Genomic DNA, 16785 nt, shown 5'->3' on the forward strand with positions numbered 1-16785 from the left:
TGTATAACGCCGGGAAACCTAGCGCAGGTTCCAGGTAAAGGCTAGCAGAGGACGGCCCGTGTTGCTGGCCGTCAGGCCCACACTGCTGGGCCGAAGCTGCAGGGCTCCAGTGCGGGCAGCGGGCAGGCCAGCATTATTGGCTTCCACTGCGCGCTGCATATGCGAGTTAGTGTTGCGCGAAATAAATACGTTGCTCAGCAGGCTAGCCAAGGCAATGCCGGCCGCAACTTTCTGGTTGTTGTTGAAATACTGCTGGCGGTCGTCGAGTGAGAATACCTGCTGGCTGTACATGCCTACAGCACCTACAAACACAAGCCGCTCGGTGAGGTACATCCACTTCTGCCGACGGTAGCGGTTCAGGTTATCGAGGGCTTCCTCATTACCGGCGAGGTAGGGACGCAGGCGCTGGCCGAAAAAGCCCGCATTCTTGTATTCTGCTTCCGTGCTTCCGTCGCCGGTCGTGAAGAAGAAATTTTTCTGCACTCCATTCAGGCCGCGCTGCTGGTCTTCGGGGCTGAGGTGAATAGTGCGGGGCGCCTGCTGGGCCTGGGCGGCCAGGCTGAGGCCAATAGTGCAGGATGCAACAAGGACAGAGCGACGCACGGCGCTCGAAAGGCGAATAGGAAGCAGTTGAAGCATGAGTACAAATCTATACTACGGTCATTCAGCGTCCTAAGCGCTTTGGCGAGAAAAAAGTGCAATTCAACGAGTAAATTTTTCGGGCCTGCTCAACAAAAGCGCATAGGCCTTCGTTCTGACGGGCAATCAGCTACTTTTAACTCATGAAATCCTTCTCTTCCTTCCTACGTCCGGCAGTATTGATGGCCGCGTTGCCCGCCGCCCTTACTTTCACTGCCTGCTCTGATGATGATACCAGTGTTGAGCCGGTTCCTGACCGGGGCCAGATTCAATTGGTACACGCCGCTCCATATAACAAAGTAAAGGTTGACCTGCTAGCTGACGATTCTAAGCTGGCGGAAGCCGAGTATGCGAAGGCTAGTGGTTACCAGAACATCAATGCGGGTAACCGCTCTATCAAAATAAAGGCTTCTGCCACGCAGGCAGATGTAGTGACTCCCTTTTCGCTCTCAGTCCCGAAAGACAAACGCTACAGCGTATATGTGTATAACCCTACGGCTTCCACGGTAGGGTATCTGTCTATTGAAGACGACTTGACTGCCCCCACTAGCGGCCAAGCAAAAGTGCGGTTTGTGAATTTGGGCTATGAGGCAGGCAGCATCACGTTGCTTCCCCAGGGTTCCGGCGCTCAGCCTATAGCTTCCGGAGTTACTTCAGGGCAGTTCTCCTCAACTTACACTACTGTTGAGCCGCGCGTGTACGTGCTGGAAGCTCGCCAAGCTGGCGGACAGAATAATACCCTCACTTCCAAGTCAGTGAAGTTTGAGTCAAACAAGATCTACACGGTTTTGCTACGCGGTCGTAACTCGCAGGCCGTACCTGCTGATGAGCAACTGACCCTGGAACTTCTGACAAATAATTAACTCATTACACCTTCTAAACAGCGCCTACCCCTAATTGCAGGGGTAGGCGTTTCTGGTTATAATAGGTTGTAAATCAAGGACGGCGCAAAAGGTAACAAATCCGGTATCTTTGTGGTTGAAACGCGAAAACGCATCCAGCTATCTTCATCATGGTTGATACCAAGACCACGGCCTACGTTCCGTACAAAGTAAAAGACATGTCTCTGGCCGAGTGGGGCCGGAAAGAAATACGATTGGCCGAAGCCGAAATGCCCGGTCTGATGGCCCTGCGCGAGGAATACGGTGCCAGCAAGCCCCTGAAAGGCGCGCGCATTGCCGGCTGCCTGCACATGACCATTCAAACGGCCGTGCTCATCGAAACGCTGATTGCGCTTGGTGCTGATGTTACCTGGTCTTCTTGCAACATCTTCTCGACCCAGGACCATGCCGCTGCTGCCATTGCTGCCGCTGGTATTCCGGTGTACGCTTGGAAAGGCATGAACGAAGAGGAGTTTAACTGGTGCATCGAGCAAACACTGTGGTTTGGCGAGGAGCGTCAGCCTCTGAACATGATCCTCGACGACGGTGGTGACCTGACCAACATGGTGCTGAACCAGTACCCAGAGCTGGCCGCTGGCATTAAAGGCATTTCGGAGGAAACTACCACCGGTGTGCTGCGCCTGATTGAGCGTGTGAAGAACGGCACCCTACCCATGCCTGCCTTCAACATCAATGACTCGGTTACCAAATCGAAGTTCGACAACAAGTATGGCTGCAAAGAGTCGGCCGTGGATGCTATCCGCCGCGCTACCGACGTGATGATGGCCGGCAAAATTGCCGTGGTGGCTGGTTACGGCGACGTAGGAAAAGGTACTGCTGCCTCTCTGCGTGGTGCCGGTGCCCGCGTTATCGTAACGGAAATTGACCCCATCTGCGCCCTGCAGGCTGCCATGGATGGCTACGCGGTGAAGAAGATGGAAAACGCCATCAAGGAGGCCGACATCGTAGTGACGGCTACCGGCAACTGCGACATCATCACGGAGCAGCACTTCCGTGCCCTCAAGGACAAAGCCATTGTCTGCAACATCGGTCACTTTGATGATGAGATTGACATGGCGTGGTTAAACAAGAACTACGGTCACACCAAAGACACGGTGAAGCCTCAGGTAGATCTGTACAACATCGAAGGCAAAGAGATTATCATCCTGGCGGAAGGCCGCCTCGTGAACCTGGGCTGCGCTACCGGTCACCCTTCCTTCGTGATGTCGAACTCATTCACGAACCAGACCCTGGCCCAGCTGGAACTGTGGCAGAACGCTGAGAAGTACGAAAACAAAGTATACACCCTGCCTAAGCACCTCGATGAGAAGGTAGCCCGTTTGCACCTCGCCAAAATTGGTGTGGAGCTGGACGAGCTGAAGCCCAAGCAGGCCGACTACATCAACGTACCGGTTGAAGGCCCATTCAAATCGGATTTGTACCGCTACTAATCAGGTACTGCTACCTCGAGTAGTCTCCCAAAACCCCACTCGGCTTCGCGCCGGGTGGGGTTTTATTTTGCGTAAGGGGTAGGGAGAGTATTTAGGTAGATGAATATGTGGTATTTATCTGGTGTTAAACAGTATATTAGCTGCCATTCCTGCCGTGCTTATTTCTTTAATCTGTGACTTCCATTCCCCTTCGGATGTATGCTTCCTGGCCCGATGCTGCGCTGCTCGACGCCATGCAGACGGATGAGGAAGGTGCGTTCGGAGAGTTGTACAAGCGCTACTGCTACCGCCTGTTCAGCGTAGCCTATCAAAAGCTAAAAAGCCGTGAGGTAGCCGAGGAGCTAGTGCAGGACCTGTTTGCTGATCTGTGGAGCCGCCGCGCCACTCACCAGATTCAGCAGATAGAATACTACCTGTTCTCGGCCCTGCGCTACCGGATCATCAATTACATCAAGGCCCAGAAAGTCAAGAGCGGCTATGAGCTATACTGCCGACTTGCGCCTCCGGAGGTTAGCACGAATACCGAAGAAACCCTGGCCGCACAGGATTTAAGTGCTGCGCTGTTGGCTGGTGTACGGAAGCTACCCGAAAAATCACGCAAAATATTTCAGCTCAGCCGGCTGGAGCATTATTCGGTGCCGGAAATATCTGTGCGGGTAAACCTATCGGAGAAATCCGTGGAGTACCACCTGACCAAGTCCTTAAAGCTGCTGCGGAGCTACCTGCGAGATTTTCTAGTTGCCACGCTGCCGCTGTTGCTGCTGCAGCTATATAAGTAGTTCCTGCGTGAGGTTTGGCGCAGATAGTGGGGTAGGAAAATCTTTTTACAAAAAAAATTGCGGTGAGTTTAGGGATGCGGACGAGTTGGCTGACTTGTTAAATAGAAGCCTTCCTAACTCTTACCTCTCGTGACGGAATCCGAGTTTCATCTGCTACTTCAGCGCTACCTCGACGGGAAGTGCACGCCTGCTGAGCAAGCGGTGGTGGAACAGTGGTATAACCGCCTGGAGGAAGCGGAGGGGGTAGCCCTGCCTGCGCAAAACCAGGAGGCGGTGGAAGATGCCATTTGGCAGCGGCTGCCGCATCCGCTGGTAGCACCTGCGCCCGTGGCTCCACAGGTACGGCAGCACCCGGCATCCCAGCCGGCCTGGGTGTGGTGGGCGGCGGCTCTGCTGGTGTTTGCCTTAGGTCTTGGGGTACTGTTTACCTACGTTCAGGAGCCTTTGGTGCCGCTGGGCGGGGTAGCGCAAGGTGGCTGGACGCGCCACCGCAATACTACCCAGCAAGAGCAGGAGCTTCAACTGCCGGATGGCAGCCGTGTGACGTTGCACCCTGGCAGCCAATTGCAATACCCTACCTCCCTCGCCGGGCCGAAGCGGGAAGTGTACCTGGAAGGAGAGGCATTTTTCAGGGTTAGTAAGAATCCGGCCCGGCCTTTCCTGGTCTTCTCCAAGCAGGTGGTTACCACGGTATTGGGTACCAGCTTTCGGGTGAAAGATTATGCCGACGGGGTGAAGGCATCGGTGGCCGTGAGTGAGGGTAAGGTGTCGGTGCAAGCCCGCAAGGATGCTGAGCTGGATGCTACTCCTACCAAGCCCGCTGTAGCCGGCGTGGTGCTGCTACCCAACCAGCAGGCGGTGTACTCGGCTACCACGCGCCAATTGCGCCGGAAGCTGGTAGAAAAGCCCGTGGTGCTGACTGCGCAGGCGCTGGAGTTTGATGCCCGCCCAGTACCGGAGGTGCTCACTGCGCTGGAAAAGGCCTATGGTGTTACTATCGTCTATGATAAGCAGAAGCTGGCGGGCTGTACCGTGAGCATTGCTTTCTACGATGAGCCCCTGCTGGAAAAGGTAGGCTTGCTGTGCCAGTCGCTGGGAGCCTACTATAGTTTATCCGATGCCCAGATTATTATTCATAGTTCTGGCTGTCAAACGCGACCCATTGAATAGAGCCGCCTAGCGCATTAATCATTAGCCGCTCGTTTCCTACCCCAGCCTTCGGCTGAAACACACCTCCTGTACAAGTCATTGCACTGCAGCTTCTTGCGGCGTTTTTGAAAACGCCGCCCGCTACTGTTTTCTCTTTAGTTCCCACCACATAGTGAAAATCAGTTATGAAAAACCTCGTACACATCCCACCCCCTTTTCGAGCCCCGGCCAAAGCGCTGGTTCTGCAAGGCGTACTAGGCTGCCTGCTGACAAGCATGGCTACTGCCCGGCCCGTTTTCGTGCAAACTGTACTGGAGCGAAAAATTACCCTGCAGCTGGAAGGGCAAACCATCAAGGAAGCCCTGAACCGCATTGCCAAGCAAGCCGACGTACGGTTTGTGTACAGCCAGCAGCTGATTAAGTCAGACCGCCGTGTGACGGTGCGCGCTACTGATGAGCCCCTAGCTACGGTACTCGACGAAGTTCTGGCTCCGCTGAAACTGGAGTATGAAGTAAACAATGGTCGTGTTGTGTTGCGGATTCCCACAAAGCCTACTTCCGCAAACGTTCCCAACACAAACGATTTCGTAGCGCAGGACGTCACCATCTCGGGGCGAGTAGTAGATGCCAAGGGGGCCGGGTTGCCCGGCGTGACGGTGGTAGTGAAAGGCACCACGATTGGCGCCAGCACCGGACCTGATGGTGAGTTTACCTTACAAGCTCCCGAGAACAGTGTATTGGTGTTCAGCTTTGTGGGGTTCACGCGCCGCGAGGTGCCTGTAACTGGTGCTACCACCAACCTATCGGTAACTCTGGCCGAGGACTCGCAGGCGCTGAATGAGGTGGTAGTTATCGGCTATGGCACGGCTCGTAAGAGCGACCTGACGGGTGCTGTGGCTTCGGTGAGTGGCACCCAGCTTACCCAAGTAGCTACCTCCGACCCCGTGCAGGCCCTGCAAGGCCGCGCAGCCGGGGTAGAAGTAACCACCAACAGTGGCCAACCCGGTGCCGGCACCCGCATCCGGGTGCGGGGGGTAGGTACCATTAACAACAGCGACCCGCTGTACGTGGTAGACGGCATCCAGACCAGCGACATCAGCTTTCTGCTGCCTACTGACATTGAATCGACGGAAATTCTCAAAGACGCTTCGGCTACGGCCATTTACGGATCGAGAGGAGCCAATGGGGTAGTGCTGATTACTACCAAGCACGGTAAAGTAGGCAAGCCGCAATTTAACCTCACGGGCTACACTGGCTTTCAGGAAATCCGGAAGAAGCTGGACCTGACCAATGCTGCCGAGTACGCTACCCTCGTTACGGAGGCCTACACCAACGCCGGTGCTACTGTACCCTCAGACTATGCGGCTCAGCTGCAAAGCGCCATCCAGAGCGGTGCTACCGGCACCAACTACCAAGATCTGGTAACCCAGCGCGGACTGATTACCAATTACAGCCTGTCAGTATCGGGCGGTACGGAGCAGAACCGCTACCTGCTCAGCGGCAGCTACTTCCAGCAGGACGGAATTCTGAAAAACTCGGGGCTGAAGAAGTACGTGGTGCGCCTCAACGACGACTTCGCGCTAACCAAAAACGTGAAAGCCGGCGTTTCGGCGACGTTCACGAACTCCAACGTGGTAGGTGCTTCCGATGGCACGGGCAATACCCTGAACTACCGGGTACTGGAGTATGCCACCCAGAACATTCCGATCCTGAACCCCATCGGGCCAAACGGAACCTATAATTACGACAACATCACGAACGTGCCGAATGTGGCGCGCTACCTCGATGAGCAGAAGCTGAGCAAGACGCGCAACAGCACCCTGTTCTCGAATGGTTACGTCGATGTAGCCTTGTTGAAAGGGCTGTCGTTCCGGTCATCTTTCGGGATTACCTACAACCAGAGCAACCCTAAGGGCTACCTGCCCCAATACTTCCTCGGGCCTGTAGACAAGCGCGACCAGAGTGCCCTGAATGAAACCCGGCTGCAGAATGTGTCGTGGGTGTGGTCGAACTACGCCAACTATACCAAAACCTTCGCCGACAACAGTTCCTTCTCGGCTACCCTGGGCCAGGAAGCTCAGCGCGGCTACGGCAACGGTATTTCCATCACGGCCTACAATGTGCCGGCCGATGCCTCTTTGCAGTACGTTTCGGCTAACCGCAGCGCCAACAACGCTGTGCGCAGCTCCCAGTACGATGCCTCTTTGCTCTCATTCTTCGGCCGTGCGAATTACAACTTCCGCGACCGGTACCTAGTGACCGGTACTTTGCGCTTCGACCAGACCTCCAAATTTCTGGGCTCCAGCCGCACGGGTACCTTTCCCTCGGTAGGGGTAGCTTGGAACATCTCCAACGAGGAATTCCTGAAAGGCATCAGCGGGCTTTCTTCCCTGAAGCTTCGGGGTAGCTACGGCGCCGTGGGCAACCAGAACGCGGCTCCCAACTACGGCTACGCTTCGGTAGCGGCCAATAACCAGATTTACGTGTTCGGTGGGCAGCCAGCGCCGGGTCTGGCCATCACCCAGATCAACAACCCCGATCTGAAGTGGGAAACCGCTGTTACCACCGACGTGGGGTTGGATGCCGAGCTGTTTGACAGCAAGCTGTCCTTCACGGCCGACTACTTCGTGCGGCGCACCAAGGATATGATTGCCCTGCTGCCTGTGCCCGAATACATTGGGCAGGCTCCGGCCAGCGCCAACGTAGGCTCCTTGCGCAACCGCGGCCTAGAGCTGGGCCTTAACTACCGCAACCAGGTAGGGAAGCTGCAGTACGGCGTAGGGTTGAATTTCACGAAGATTAATAACGTAGTAACCGACCTGGGTGGGGCTGATCCTATTGCCAGCGGCAACGTGCTGGTACAGATTGGAAACACCACACTCACGGGTGTAGATCGGGAAATTGCTTACTTCTATGGGCTGAAGACCGATGGTATTTTCCGCAGCCAGGCTGAAATAGACGCCTATAGCCGCAATGGCAACCTGATTCAGCCCGGTGCCAAGCCCGGAGATATCCGCTACCGTGATGAGAATGGCGATGGGATAATTACGGCCCTCGATAATACCTACCTGGGTAGTGCCACGCCCGACTTTACCTATGGCGGCTCCATCAACCTGGCCTACAGCGGCTTCGATTTTAAAGTGCTGCTTTATGGCGTGCAGGGTGCCGAAGCCATCAATGGGGTAGCGTTCAGCCTCTCGAAATCAAGCAACCTGGTTGGTGTCTGGAGTAATTTTTATGCCTCCCGCATGGACCGCTGGACGCCCAGCAACCCCAACAGCGACCAGCCCCGCGTGACCTCCAACGATACTAACGGCAACGACCGGTTCAGCAGCCGCTACGTGGAAGATGCCAGCTACCTGCGCGCCCGCAACATGGAGCTGGGCTATTCCCTACCCGCGGGGGCGATGTCGAAGCTCCGCATCAATGGGTTCCGGGTGTTTGCCTCCGTTGATAACGTCTTCACCATCACGAAGTACACCGGCTACGACCCCGAAATTTCCACGGCTGGCTTCTACGGTAACCCCCTGGCTTATGGCGTGGATTACGGCAACTACCCCCAGGCCCGCACCTACCGCCTGGGCTTCAACCTTCAGTTTTAACGATACACACAACCGCGCGTGATGAAAACTGCCCATGCAGCCCGCCTCCTAGCCTTTACCGTGCTGGCGGCCCTGTCGCAAGGATGTGACAGCTTCCTCGATAAAGAGCCTTTAGGTACTACTACCCAAGGTAACCTGTTCAATGACCCTACTAATGCCGTGCAGGCTGTGAATGCCATTTACGACGTGGCTTCCTGGGACCAGGGCCCGAAGTGGGGCGACCCCAACGGTCAGTTTGTGCCCCAGACTTACGAGTGGATGTTCGGGGACGTGATGAGTGATGACGCCGAGAAAGGTAGCTCGCCCAGCGACTTTCCTACCCTCACGGAGCTCAAAACCTGGAACATTCCGCCCTCCAATCCGCCCACGACTACCCTTTGGGTGCACAGCTTCACGGGTATTGCCCGAGCGAACACGGTTATCAATAACATTGACGCCGGCACCATCGACGAGGCCCTGAAACAGCGTCTGAAGGGAGAAGCCTACTTTCTACGGGCCTATTTCTACTTCAGCCTCGTGAAGCTGTTTGGCGGGGTGCCACTGTTCGAGAAAACGCCGGCTCCTACCGAGGCTAGCAACGTAACCCGCGCCAGCATTGCCGAAACGTATGCTTTCATTGAAAAGGACCTGCAGGCTGCCGCTGCTGCGCTGCCCGAGAAAAATGCCTACCCCGCCGCCGACCTCGGACGTGCCACCAAAGGTGCGGCCAACGCCTATCTGGCGCGAGCCATTATGTACCAACTAGGCACCGTGAATGGCAATAACCACACGTGGCAGGAAGTCTATGACCTGACCAGCACCATCATTACCTCCGGCCAGTACAACCTGCTGCCGAACTACGCGGCTATCCACCAAGATATTGGCGAGAACAGCAGTGAATCGGTATTTGAAATTCAGTTTGCTACCTCTAATGATGGGTACGGCCCCATCATGACGGGCACCACGAACAACATCTTCCAGAACAACCGCAAAACCTTCGGTTACGGCTTCAACAACCCCACCCAGAGTTTAGTGGATGAGTTCGAGCCGAACGACCCGCGCCTGGAGGCTACCATCATCAAGGATGGCGACGTGGTGCTGGGCATCCGCAACGTTATTGACCGCACGGAAAATGCCACCGGCTACCTCAACCGGAAAGTAGCTATTCTGGCGCCCAACAACACGTCTTCAGGCCCCCAGAACATCCGAAAGGTGCGCTACGCCGATATCCTACTGATGAAAGCCGAAGCTGCCGCGCAAACCAACCGCAGCGCCGAAGCCGTGGCTCTGGTAAACCAGGTACGGCAACGGGCCCGCACGTCAACTCGTCCGCCCGGCACCACCGTAGGCTCGCTGACCTATGAGCCTGCCAACACACCCGCCGGTACCTTGCCCGACCTTTCGGCCGGCCTCTCGGGGCAGGCGCTGCTGAACGCCATCTGGCACGAGCGCCGCGTAGAGTTCGGAGAAGAATCTTTGCGCCTATGGGACCTAATCCGGACGGGCCGCTACATGGCTACTCTCCCTCCCGATGTGCGCGCCCGGGCCTTGTCGCACGTTACCACCGAGCCTTCCGTAAACCCAACGCCTCTGCTGCCCATCTCCCTCACCGATGCTCAGGCCTGGAAGCTACCTCAGAACCCCGGGTATTAAGGTTTATAAGAGGATTTGCTAGCTGAACAGAGGTAGGAAATCTACGAACAACAAGAGCCGCCTTACTTCATGTAAGGCGGCTCTTACTATTGGTGGTTGACCATCAGCTTAATTGTTTCCGCCGACTTACTCCCTGCCGAAAAGCTTTGTACGATGTAAGTGCCAGTGGCCAGAGGCTCCACTGAAACCCGCAACTCTGGCGCCTGAGTATGATGCACCTGTAGCAGGCGGCCTCTCATATCATAGAGTTGAATGGTGCGAGTTTCGGCCGAGGTGAAATGTAGCATGGTGGTTACGCTGGCTGGGTTAGGGTAGCAGTAAAGCGTGTTAGAGCTATGAGCGACGGACAGCCGCTGCCCAGTAGCAGTAGAACGCTTTACCTGCATTCGGTAGGTAGGAAAACTATCCAGCTCAGCCAGGTAAAAACTCTGTAGTTCTGCACTGTTAAAGCGTAGACGCATACTGTCGCCAGAGGCTCTTTGAAAGCGCACCAAACCCGGCGCGTACCCTCGTCGGATTGCACCAGCCAAATCCTTCATTTGCTGATAGCCTGTCCCCAGTCCCTGAATCTGTCGCCCTCTGATGCGCACCGCGTGTACCCAGTAGCCAGAGTCGCCCACCGGTTCTGCTAGGTAATACAGTCGGCGGTAGCGGAATGCCCAGGCGTCTAGTATCTGGCTGCTATCTGACTTGTCAATGACGAAATTGCGCCTTGTAACGGGGTCTAACCATAAGGTCAGCTTCAAAGTGTCATAGCTTCCCAGGAGCGTAATATCCGAGCCAACCACGCGGGCCAGATCAATAGGTTTGGGCACAGAAAAACTATCGAAAGCAGCCCCCGGATCAGAACCGTTTTCGCAGCCGCTCAATACGCTAACAGCGCCCAGAATTGGAAGGACGTTTTTTCGGAAACGCATAGCATCTAGAAAAGATGAACCTGTTGGTTGATGCTGCTCCCGACGAAAGGTCACCCGAGAAGAGCCAACCTCCTTAGGGGAATCCAACTGCTATAAATGGCAGAAATCTGCGGCTTGCTATCCACAGCTACGTTGCGCAAAAATACTAGCGCCGCTCCTGAGCCTCAGGAGCGGCGCTCATCTAGAGGTAATAGCTCAGAGGTTATGCAGTCTGCGGTGCCAGGGCCCGCTGCACGGCCGGGGACACCACCTGTCCAAACAACTCCGTGGAGCGCAGCACAGCTTCGTGGGGCATGCCTTCCAGCATCAATTGGCCGATGAAGCGGGTATTTTGGAAGAGACCGTGCAGGTACACCAGTTTATCGGCAACCTCCTGGGGCGTACCCACGAACAGTGGGCCTTCCGGTCCGCAGAGGTAGTCGAACTGTTGGCGCGACATGGGACGCCAGCCCCGCTCCCGGCCAATGCGGTTCATAACCAGAGAGTAGGCCGGGAAGAACTCATCGGCCGCCTGCTTCGAGGTGTCGGCTATATGAAAATGGCAGTTCAGGCAGAGGGGGAGGGTAGCGTGATCATGGCCAGCTTGCTGGGCCGAGCGACGGTAGAGGTCCGCAAACGGCACATACTGGGCCGGTGCGCCGCCTAAGATGGCAATGGTAAGCCCCAGGCCCAGAGAGCCAGCCCGCGCCGCCGAGGCCGGTGTGCCACCCACACCAATCCAGACGGGCAAGCGGGGTTGCAGCGGCCGCGGATAAACGCCCTTGCCGACAATGGCGGGTCGGTGCCGGCCTTGCCAGCTAATAATTTCCTGCTCATTGAGCTGCAATAGCAGCCCAAGTTTCTCCGCGAACAGAGCATCGTAGTCGTTCAGATCTTGCCCAAACAGCGGAAACGACTCAATAAAGGACCCGCGGCCGGCAATGATTTCAGCCCGACCGTTGGAAATTAAATCGAGGGTAGCAAAGTTCTGGAAAGTGCGCACCGGATCGGTGGAGCTAAGTACCGTAACGGCACTGGTAAGTCGCACCCGTTGGGTTACAGCCGCAATAGCCGCCAGCACTACTTCGGGGGCCGAAACCACGTAGTCGGCGCGGTGGTGCTCCCCAATGGATACCACATCGAGGCCAGCCTCGTCAGCACGGCGCCCCAAGGCCACCAGTTCCTGCACACGCTGTGCAGCCGATTTGTCGCCGCCGGCTACGTGGGCGGGGGCTATTTCACCGAATGAGCTAATGCCAAGTTCCATGGGAGGTTAAATCAGGTAGGTACATGAATTGAAGTGTAAAGCTATCAGCTGGCAATATGTTTTGATACTTGCATCTGATGAAATCCCACGCCCGTCAGATGCCTAGTGATGAAGCCAGCCGGCGAACAGGGCTGTCCTCCTCAGAGCGCACCCACACCGATACTAAGGGTTGCGCTTACAGTAGGGGGTAGGGGCTAAGGGCAGTTGTCATAGGGTAGGGCGGGTGGTGGTAGGTACTATACGAAGATTTGCTACCGTACCGGTACTCTATGGTTGGTGATACAAGGCTGCGGCAGTTTCCAGGCGGCATAAAATCCGGATATTTGCTCGCACTATGCCCCAGGTTCCGCTTTCTGTCGTCATCATTACCTTCAACGAAGAGGCCAACATTGCCCGCTGCCTGGAAGCCGCGCGGGGGGTAGCCGATGATGTGGTGGTAGTTGACAGCTTTTCGACTGATCGTACCATGGAAATCTGCCGAGAACTGGGCGTGCGCGTGGTACAACATCCGTTTGAAGGCTACGTGCAGCAGAAGAATTTCGCTACAGCCCAGGCTCAGCATGACCATGTGCTGCAACTAGATGCCGACGAAGTACTGACCGAAGAGCTACGCCAGAGCATCAGGGAAGCCAAACAGAACTGGCAGGGTGCCGGCTACACTCTAGCTCGCCTGACAAACTACTGCGGCTCTTGGGTGCGCCACGGCGGCTGGTACCCCGACCGTAAGCTGCGCCTCTATGATCGGCGCTTGGGTCAGTGGGAAGGCTTGCTCCTGCATGAGCGGTATGAGCTGCACCCCAATCAGCCTACCCCCTTGCCGCTGGCGGGTGATGCCCTGCATTACTCCTACAACTCTGTGGAGCAGCACGTCAGCCAGCTCAACCGTTTTACCAGCATTGCAGCCGATGAGCTCTGGCTCCGGGGTAAGCGCCGTGTTTCCGTGTTTCATTTGCTGCTGAAACCGTGGTGGAAATTCGTGCACGGCTACTTTTTCCGTTTGGGTTTTCTGGATGGATTTGCCGGCCTGAGCATCGCCGTTATTTCGGCCTGGGGGGTGTTTTTGAAGTTCGCCAAGCTGAAAACCAAAACCGCCGCATGAAAACCTTCCTGATTAGTCGCACCGATGCCATCGGGGATGTGGTCTTGACGCTACCAGTAGCGGGGCGGCTAAAACAACTTTTCCCCGGCTGCCGGGTGGTATTGCTGGGACGCACCTACACCCAGGCTATTGCCGAAGCCTGTCCTTGGGTTGATGCGTTTCTGAATGTTGATGAACTACTGCAGCTGCCTGCTTCCGAGCAAGTAGCTGCCCTACACAATTGCCAGGCTGACGCCATCCTGCACATCTTTCCGAACAAGCAGCTGGCCCGCCTAGCCAAGCAAGCCCAGATTCCGGTGCGTGTTGGCACCCGCAACCGGTGGTTTCACTGGCTTACCTGTAACCGGTTGGTAACCCTGAGCCGCAAAAACTCTCCGCTGCATGAAGCCCAGCTGAACCTGCAATTACTCCAGCCTATCACAAGTACCCCGGAAGTGCTACCTCTGCCAACGCTAGCAACCCTGGTTCAGCTAACTCCGGCAGTGGCTGTGCGGCCAGCTCTGGGCGAACTGCTGGCTGCTCGCCGGCCCGGGCAGCTCAACGTCATTCTGCACCCACGTAGCCGCGGCAGTGCCCGCGAATGGGGCTTGGCGCACTTCGGCACACTTGCCCGCTTACTCCACCAGGCAGGCCACCGTGTTTTCGTGACTGGAACGGCGGCCGAAGGCAAAGAACTCGGCGACTGGCTGACCGAACACAAGCCTTTCCTGACTGCCGACCTCACCGGGCAGCTCACCCTACCTGAACTGATTGCCTTTATAGCTGCCGCCGATGGGTTGATTGCCGGTAGCACTGGCCCCCTTCACATAGCAGCGGCGCTTGGGCGACATGCGTTAGGGTTATACCCGCCCATCCGGCCTATGCACCCCGGCCGCTGGGCCCCCCTGGGGCCTCACGCCGAGTATCTGGTTTTCGACCGACCTGATTGTCAGGATTGCCGGACGCAGCCTAGTGCCTGCAGCTGTATCAAAGCGTTGGAGCCTGCGCAGGCTTTAGCCCGTATTCAGCAATGGCAGCCCTTGCCGTCTGCTGCTTTCTAAGCTACTTGCCGCCCGCATGACCTTAATAACCACCCCAGCTACTACCCCCACGCCGGTATGGAAGGCCTGGTGGCGTTCTGGCCGTTTGTCGCAGTACCTGCTGCTGCTGGCTTGCGCAGCAGGGGTAGCCGGGTTGCTGACGTCCCGGGCCCTAGTTGCCCTAAGTCCAGTAGCCGCGGTGGTAGCTGCTTTCCTCAACCCAAACGTTAGAAAGGAAGTACCCTGCTGGCTGCGGCTTCGCACAGTGTGGGCTCCTGCTGGTCTATACTTGCTCCTATTTCTGAGTGGCCTGTACACCCAAGAGTGGCCCACATGGCGCCACGAAATGTATCGGCTGCTTCCTTGGTTGGGCGTGCCGCTGGCATTCGGGGTAGCGGTTCCGCTGAGTGCCCGGCAACGGTTTTGGGTGGGTTTGCTCTTCGTAGGAGGGGTAGGCTTAGTTGGGGCCGCTACCATGGGCCAATATTTTTTAGACCCTGCTACGGCTAATGTAGCTTTCGGCTTGGGGCAGAGCATGCCTTCTATTACTCGCATCTTCCACATTCATTTTGGGCTGATGCTGGCTCTGGCAACATTTTTTGGCGTTTCGCTACGTCGCGAGCCATGGGCTAATAAGCTGCAACGAACAGTGCTTCTGCTTGCAGTAGGTAGTTGCATCCTAACCCTGCATGTGCTGGCTTACCGCACCGGCCTAATGGCCCTCTATGGAATGCTGCTGATTGATACCTTCCTGGTTCTGATAGTGCAGCGCCGCCTGTGGCTGGGGCTAGCTTTACTGCTAGGACTAACTCTGGGGCCGTGGATTGCTTACCAATCTTTAGAGTCAGTGCAGCAGCGGGTAGAATCTACCATCTACGACATCCTTCAGTTTGAGCTAAAGCACGACATCAATCAATACTCTCTATCACGACGCCTAGCAGCTTGGCAAACGGCTGCTGTTATAGCACGTCAACATCCATTATTGGGGGTAGGCCCGGCTGATGCTTACCGCGCCATGATGAAACAGTATGATTTGCAGAGCTACGGCCTTCAGCGCGAAAACCGCGTAATGATTCATAACCAGTACCTGCACCAACTGGTAGGAGGAGGGCTGGTAGGCTTAGGCCTATGGTTATTTGTGTTATTCGGGCCGCTGATGCAACCTGCCCAGCGTCGTAACCCGTACGTGTATCGGTTCCTACTGCTGCAAGCCCTCGCCATGATGGTCGACTCGTTGCTGGAGCTACAGATCAGTTATAACCTGTTTGTGTTTTTATACGGGTTTTTGGTAGTCGCTACCGAGCGACGCACCACTCGTAAAACCTTCCTTCCCGCGGATGGTATAAGTTCTACATTTGTCTAACGGCGGTATTTTTTCAATATTCAGCCGAATTTTTTTTGTGTCCATGAGCGACTCCCCCGAACGAGTACCAAAACTGAGCAAAGAGGAAAAAGACCGGCGTTTCCAGGCCGAACTGATGCCTGTGCTCGATTCTCTGTACAACTTCGCCTTCCGGCTCACCCTCGATGAAGATGATGCAAATGACCTCGTACAGGAAACTTATCTGAAAGCATATCGCTTCTTTGAGTACTTCGAGCCGGGAACGAACGCCAAAGCGTGGCTGTTTCGCATCCTGAAAAATTCGTTCATCAACGATTTCCGCAAGAAAAGTAAGCAGCCTGCCAAGGTTGACTACAGCGAAATCGAAGGGTACTACAACTCGGAAGATGTGGAGGCCGAAGGCGACGCCGGCAGCACTTCAACCGACATGCGGCAGCAAGCCGTGCGCGACCTCATCGGCGACGAAGTGGCCAGCGCACTCAACTCGTTGCCCGTGGATTTCCGTACCGTTATTATCCTCTGCGACCTGGAAGGGTTTACATATGAGGAAATGGCGAAGGTATTGGACATCCCCATTGGTACGGTGCGCTCGCGCTTGCACCGGGCTCGTAACTTTTTGAAAGACAAGCTTGAACGCTACGCCAAATCTATGGGTTATGGCTCAGAAGGCGAAGCCGACGAAGAACTACATACTGACGACAACGAATAATCCCCTCATGCTAGGTCCCCGTTATGGAAACCACTTCTACTAAGCAAACCAACCAGAACTCGGCGGCCGCCAACGGCCCCGACTGTGAACGCGTGAACACAATTCTTGACCAAATCATCGTCGGGCAGGAGCCCACGGCTGAGGACGAAGATTACTTCGTACATCATGCCGAAGATTGCTCTCCGTGTTTCGATAGCATCGAGAAGCAACACATCTTCATTGACTTTTTGGCGCAGCATGTAGGGCGTAAAGGAGCACCTTCTTCGTTGTCGAATTCAATTCTTGCACGAGTTAAAGCGGAAATGGCCTAATTTTGCCCG

14 protein-coding genes are annotated in these 16785 nt (G+C 55.8%); 11 read left to right on the forward strand and 3 right to left on the reverse strand.

Translation table 11 applies throughout. The features are described 5' to 3' along the window. Nucleotides 1–18 precede the first annotated feature (18 nt). The gene (locus DNI29_RS03535; RefSeq protein ID WP_123823055.1) at nucleotides 19–639 is read right to left on the reverse strand and encodes a hypothetical protein; all 621 of its coding nucleotides are present in this window, start codon (nucleotides 637–639) and stop codon (nucleotides 19–21) included. Between the two features lie 143 nt (nucleotides 640–782). On the opposite strand from DNI29_RS03535, the gene DNI29_RS03540 reads away from it, so the two are divergent. The 6 genes from DNI29_RS03540 (at nucleotide 783) to DNI29_RS03565 (ending at nucleotide 10133) form a co-directional block, all read left to right on the forward strand. Further along, a complete protein-coding gene (locus DNI29_RS03540; protein ID WP_110976676.1) occupies nucleotides 783–1502 on the forward strand; it encodes a DUF4397 domain-containing protein in 720 nt (239 codons plus the stop codon). 149 nt (nucleotides 1503–1651) lie between these two features. Continuing rightward, nucleotides 1652–2971: an adenosylhomocysteinase gene (gene ahcY / locus DNI29_RS03545; RefSeq protein ID WP_110976677.1), complete on the forward strand. Its 1320-nt coding sequence runs from the start codon at nucleotides 1652–1654 to the stop codon at nucleotides 2969–2971. Between the two features lie 173 nt (nucleotides 2972–3144). After that, nucleotides 3145–3750, forward strand: coding sequence for an RNA polymerase sigma-70 factor (locus DNI29_RS03550; RefSeq protein WP_123823056.1), 606 nt, complete (start codon nucleotides 3145–3147; stop codon nucleotides 3748–3750). Nucleotides 3751–3879: 129 nt separating this feature from the next. Next, the gene (locus DNI29_RS03555) at nucleotides 3880–4920 is read left to right on the forward strand and encodes a FecR domain-containing protein (RefSeq protein WP_110976679.1); all 1041 of its coding nucleotides are present in this window, start codon (nucleotides 3880–3882) and stop codon (nucleotides 4918–4920) included. Between the two features lie 164 nt (nucleotides 4921–5084). Continuing rightward, nucleotides 5085–8501 carry a TonB-dependent receptor gene (locus DNI29_RS03560; RefSeq protein ID WP_110976680.1) on the forward strand — a complete coding sequence of 1139 codons (3417 nt, stop codon included), beginning with the start codon at nucleotides 5085–5087 and terminating at the stop codon, nucleotides 8499–8501. Between the two features lie 21 nt (nucleotides 8502–8522). Then, nucleotides 8523–10133: a RagB/SusD family nutrient uptake outer membrane protein gene (locus tag DNI29_RS03565; protein WP_110976681.1), complete on the forward strand. Its 1611-nt coding sequence runs from the start codon at nucleotides 8523–8525 to the stop codon at nucleotides 10131–10133. Nucleotides 10134–10219: 86 nt separating this feature from the next. Here the strand turns inward: DNI29_RS03565 and DNI29_RS03570 are convergent, their stop codons facing one another. Both DNI29_RS03570 and DNI29_RS03575 read right to left on the reverse strand, forming a co-directional pair. Continuing rightward, on the reverse strand, nucleotides 10220–10948 hold the full coding sequence (locus DNI29_RS03570; protein WP_162303495.1) for a T9SS type A sorting domain-containing protein: 729 nt from the start codon (nucleotides 10946–10948) through the stop codon (nucleotides 10220–10222). Nucleotides 10949–11252: 304 nt separating this feature from the next. Then, nucleotides 11253–12296 (reverse strand): LLM class flavin-dependent oxidoreductase, encoded by a 1044-nt coding sequence (locus DNI29_RS03575; RefSeq protein WP_110976683.1) that lies wholly within the window; start codon nucleotides 12294–12296, stop codon nucleotides 11253–11255. 334 nt (nucleotides 12297–12630) lie between these two features. Here DNI29_RS03575 and DNI29_RS03580 point away from each other — a divergent pair, with 334 nt between their 5' ends. Genes DNI29_RS03580 through DNI29_RS03600 form a run of 5 tightly spaced genes read left to right on the forward strand, consistent with a single transcriptional unit; the run spans nucleotide 12631 to nucleotide 16776 of the window. After that, entirely contained in the window at nucleotides 12631–13395 is a 765-nt protein-coding gene (locus DNI29_RS03580) for a glycosyltransferase family 2 protein (protein ID WP_110976684.1), read from the forward strand. Further along, nucleotides 13392–14435: a glycosyltransferase family 9 protein gene (locus DNI29_RS03585; protein WP_110976685.1), complete on the forward strand. Its 1044-nt coding sequence runs from the start codon at nucleotides 13392–13394 to the stop codon at nucleotides 14433–14435. Before DNI29_RS03580 ends, DNI29_RS03585 begins: the two co-directional genes overlap by 4 nt. Nucleotides 14436–14451: 16 nt before the next feature. Further along, nucleotides 14452–15777, forward strand: coding sequence for an O-antigen ligase family protein (locus DNI29_RS03590; protein ID WP_110976686.1), 1326 nt, complete (start codon nucleotides 14452–14454; stop codon nucleotides 15775–15777). A 43-nt stretch (nucleotides 15778–15820) separates the two neighbouring features. Next, nucleotides 15821–16465: a sigma-70 family RNA polymerase sigma factor gene (locus tag DNI29_RS03595; protein WP_110976687.1), complete on the forward strand. Its 645-nt coding sequence runs from the start codon at nucleotides 15821–15823 to the stop codon at nucleotides 16463–16465. Nucleotides 16466–16488: 23 nt separating this feature from the next. Beyond that, nucleotides 16489–16776, forward strand: a complete 288-nt coding sequence (locus DNI29_RS03600) for a hypothetical protein (protein WP_110976688.1) — start codon at nucleotides 16489–16491, stop codon at nucleotides 16774–16776. The last annotated feature ends 9 nt before the right edge of the window (nucleotides 16777–16785 follow it).

The organism is Hymenobacter sediminis (assembly GCF_003231285.1).
Classification (GTDB): Bacteria; Bacteroidota; Bacteroidia; order Cytophagales; family Hymenobacteraceae; genus Hymenobacter; species Hymenobacter sediminis.